Source organism: Paraburkholderia sp. UYCP14C (genome assembly GCF_004197395.1).
GTDB lineage: Bacteria > Pseudomonadota > Gammaproteobacteria > Burkholderiales > Burkholderiaceae > Paraburkholderia.
The window spans coordinates 1-1,495 of the sequence record NZ_SELS01000240.1; the positions used below are offsets into that span (position 1 = coordinate 1).

3 protein-coding genes are annotated in these 1,495 nt (G+C 60.1%); all 3 read right to left on the reverse strand.

Annotated elements, in window-relative coordinates; translation table 11 throughout:
• Positions 1 to 290: 290 nt before the first annotated feature.
• The gene (locus EVC45_RS46020) at positions 291 to 809 is read right to left on the reverse strand and encodes a DUF6398 domain-containing protein (RefSeq protein ID WP_168991678.1); all 519 of its coding nucleotides are present in this window, start codon (positions 807 to 809) and stop codon (positions 291 to 293) included.
• 23 nt (positions 810 to 832) lie between these two features.
• Entirely contained in the window at positions 833 to 1,186 is a 354-nt protein-coding gene (locus EVC45_RS44560; protein WP_129964354.1) for a hypothetical protein, read from the reverse strand.
• 28 nt (positions 1,187 to 1,214) lie between these two features.
• Positions 1,215 to 1,495 (reverse strand): SEC-C metal-binding domain-containing protein (locus EVC45_RS44565; protein WP_248295543.1); only part of this gene is annotated, 281 nt, incomplete at its 5' end.

Below are 1,495 nucleotides of genomic sequence, written 5' to 3' on the forward strand. Positions count from 1 at the left end.
CCTCATCGCTGGACGCCGACCGCTGCTTGATGGTTTCAGCGATTGCCTCCGTCAAGATGCCTTCCCCGGGTGCTTACGATCCTTGAGCGCTATTTGCACCACAACCGCTCGACCAGCCAGCGGAACATGGCGTTGGGGACGCTTCAGGAAACGGAAAATAAGGCACGTTTAGCCCGAGTTAGCGGGCGGACGTGCCTGCCAGGATAGGGAGGCGGCGAACCCGATGAAGGGCAAGGGAAAATTGCTGCGCCGCAGTCGACGTACAAACCGGGCCCGGGAATTCCCGCGAACTAGCGATCTTCGTCTGGGACGAATGGGATGACGCCTAGGCGAAAGGCTTCTTCCTGCAAATTGCGCGGGATGCGGCGCGCGTCGACGATCATGCCATTGATTTCGATAAGCCAGACGAGTGGATTTCTGTCGAGCTGGCTGGGAAGCGACCAGCGAGGATCGAGCTGACCGATCTTCAGAAGGTTGAGAATTGCTCCTGAGCGAGCCGAACCGGTCTGCGCGCTCAGCCCGAAGTGCTGGCATAACGCATCGGCGCGCATGTGGGGCTTCTGGGACTTGTCGAAGAGAAAGTTGATCCTCCCGATCGCGTAGGCCACGCCGCAGGCCCAGGAGCGTGCAGGACCGGTCACCAGTGGCGACGGCCGCTTGCGGCACAGGGTGGCAACGAGACGTCGGCAGAGGTCGCGGTATTCGTCAGGCAGGTGCTGTGCACAAAAAGCGTCGGTAAGCGTAGTGATCTCGTCATACCGGTCTTGCATGGCGGCCGGCACTCGCTCGCCGCGAACGGTTGGTTTCATGGGATTCGCACGGTCCGTATGAGTCAGTTGCCCAGCTCGGCGAGCCCCTGAACATCACCCTCCCGCTCGACCAGGCGCAGCCACGTGTCCAGCTTCTCGCTGCTGCCGTCAAGCAACCGGTCAACCAGGGTCCGGTCGTTCGCCTTGCCCAGCATGTTATGTAGTCCAAGGTATGCCACAAGAAGGTGGTACATGGTGCAGCGCAAATCATCACGCTCACCCTGACAGCGACGGCCATGGCGATGCAGATCCGCAATGGCGAGCCCGAGTTTCTCACCGACATACGAAAGCGGTATGCCGTCACGGTCCTGTCGCGACGTGTATGCGGGGCCGTTCGCGTTCAGGGGAAAATCTGCATCATCCGGGATCTGGGGCATTGCGTGCCTCCGTAGCTGTGCTGCTTGATCAGTGAAACGTCGGTGAACTGGCCATGCAGCAATGCTTGTACTTGCGGCCACTGCCACACGGGCACGGCTCGTTGCGCCCGATCTTCGGTTCCTCACGGCGCATGGGAACACGTGCCGGGACGCTCGCCAGTGCCCGCCGGTGCGGCTCGAAGTAGCGGTAGATGTGGGTCAATTCGGCGATCATCGTCTCCAGCAGTTCCTCGGGTTCTGTTGCAGTAAGGGTGTCGGGACGAGAAATGTCGATATGATAAGTATTGCTTATGACACAAGGGAGTAAAA

Excerpts from the sequence above, each read along its gene's own strand:
- EVC45_RS46020 (WP_168991678.1), bottom strand. The coding sequence starts at position 809 with ATGAAACCAACCGTTCGCGGCGAGCGAGTGCCGGCCGCCATGCAAGAC.
- EVC45_RS44560 (WP_129964354.1), bottom strand. The coding sequence starts at position 1,186 with ATGCCCCAGATCCCGGATGATGCAGATTTTCCCCTGAACGCGAACGGC.